1 protein-coding gene is annotated in these 2,266 nt (G+C 58.6%); it reads left to right on the top strand.

Annotated features, from left to right (window positions below):
• Positions 1-422 precede the first annotated feature (422 nt).
• On the top strand, positions 423-1,571 hold the full coding sequence (locus tag F6X42_RS42375) for a porin (protein WP_376776534.1): 1,149 nt from the start codon (positions 423-425) through the stop codon (positions 1,569-1,571).
• Positions 1,572-2,266: the final 695 nt, after the last annotated feature.

The following is a 2,266-nucleotide window of genomic DNA, read 5'->3' as shown; positions in this document are numbered from 1 at the left end:
CAGCAGGAAGTGGTCGATGCCGATCCGGGACTGGAAAGCAGCCCTGAACCGCTTCACTATCCAGTTTGAAGACCGGCTGATGCCCCATTAAATCAAAACCTGTTTACACAAAATTCGGGACACCCCCGGCCGCCGGCCAGCCCTCTGTGCATCAGCGCTTACACGTTGACCGAGAGAAACGCCTGGTCAACGCGATGCCATGGCGTTGCTTGAATGCAACGTAAACACCCGTTCAAGAATCGGGAATCGGCATTACTGCGCTAGCCACCGGTATCACGCCTGAATCGTTGCAAGTTTGTGACGGTTATCCCAGTAATGTGGAACAGAACCTTGCGCCGCCCCAAGCGCGAGATCTTCATCTGCACTCTTATACTCGCGGCGGTGTTTTTCCATCCTACACGCTGGAGCTGTTAATGAAGTCTCTGAAAAAGATACCCGTCGCTGTCGCCATCTCCGCAGCACTTGCCGCATCGGCCGCCCACGCACAGAGTTCGGTCACGCTTTATGGCCTGATTGACGCCGGCCTGATGTATACCAACAACTTCAAGGGGCAGGGCGCCCTGATTCAGGCAACGAGTGGCAACATCAATGGCAGCCGGTTCGGCCTGCGTGGCGCAGAGGAACTCGGTGGCGGCCTGAAGGCGATTTTCGTGCTCGAGAATGGTTTCAACGTGCAAAACGGCAAGCTCGGCCAGGACAGCCGGATGTTTGGTCGTCAGGCCTATGTTGGCCTGAGCAGCAGCCAGTTCGGCACGGTGACGGTGGGTCGTCAATACGACTCGCTGGTCGACTTCGTGGCTCCTCTGTCCGGTACGGCCGGTACGTTCGGCGACACGGGTTTTGCTCACCCGTTCGACAACGACAACCTGAACCATTCGTTGCGCTTCAGCAATGCCGTCAAGTACATGAGCAACAACTACGCGGGGCTGAAGTTCGGCGGCATCTACGCGTTTTCGAACAGCACAAGTTTCGCCGTTAACCGTGCTTACAGCGCCGGCGTAAGCTATAGCCATGGTCCGTTGAATGTCGCCGCGGGCTACCTGCAGATCAACGGCTCGTCCGCCGGCACTGACAACACCGCACCTGGCGCCGTGGACCTCAAGGAATCGACCGCGAACGGCACTGGCGGCTTCGCGCTCGGGTCGAACGTCCAGCGCACGTTCGGCGCAGGCCTGAACTACTCCTTCGGTCCGGCGGTGGTCGGCTTCGTCTATACGAACAGCCATTTCCAGGGCACCAATTCGTTTGGCCTAAACAATGGCTCGATGCGTTTCGATAACTACGAACTGAACGCGAAATATGCACTGACACGGGCCGTCAGTCTCGGTATTACCGACACCTACACCGACGCTCACCTGAACGGCACGACGACGTACGGCGCTGATCCGAAGTGGAATCAGGTCAATGCCCAGGCGGTGTACTCGCTGACAAAGCGCACCGATGTCTACGCGGAAGCAATGTACCAGCACGCGATCGGCAACCAGTTCGTCGCATTCATCAACACCGCAGGCGGTGCATCCTCGACCGCCAATCAGGTGGTGGCGACGGTGGGGATGCGCAGGCGGTTCTAAGGAGCCCTCAAGCGGAACCGGTCGCGCCAGCGAATTAACCTCTGCACAGATTCATCTGAGCCCCGCTCGATTCAGAATGGATGCCTCCAGACGTGTCGGGACTGTCGTCGCGGGTCCAGACAAAAAGGTGTTTATGGTCCAGTAAAGGCGAAGCGAGAGGCCGCTGATACTTGCGCCCACGCGACTTGCCCCGAGGAAATATTTTGGCCCGTCCGTTTGGACGGGCTTTTTTTTGAGCGGGGTCCGCGAGTATGCGAGGGGCCCTCGATGTCGTCCGCTTCTCAGATATAGGATAAGGCAGAGGATGATTAGCGAAGCCGGCGCGGCACACATGGATGGTCGGAGGCGCAGCACGAAATCCGCTTCTGCTTCGCTATAAATTCTTTGGGCTAAACCGCTCCTCTGGCGCGGACGGCTAGGCGGGCCATTGACATCGGAGCCGCCGCGCGCAGCGCTTTGAGAATGAAGCCGGCTTGGCCGACGAGTTACCGGCCGCCGTCGCCTCGCCGAAGGGCGACTCGTCCCTTATCAGCGGACGTTCGCGAACCGACTGCGTAGGACCGTTTGTGGCCCAGACTGTGTCAAAACGCGTACCCACTGGGAATTGAGGAAACCTGTCCCGGTGCGGATTGCCGCTTGTCGACTGCGACGAGCCGAAGGTCAAATCACAGCCCAACACATCACGAAGGCGCAAC

It is taken from the genome of Paraburkholderia podalyriae (assembly GCF_014397785.1).
Lineage (GTDB): Bacteria > Pseudomonadota > Gammaproteobacteria > Burkholderiales > Burkholderiaceae > Paraburkholderia > Paraburkholderia podalyriae.
Note: the sequence above shows the minus strand (reverse complement) of the source record. Positions and strands in the feature narration are given on the sequence as shown.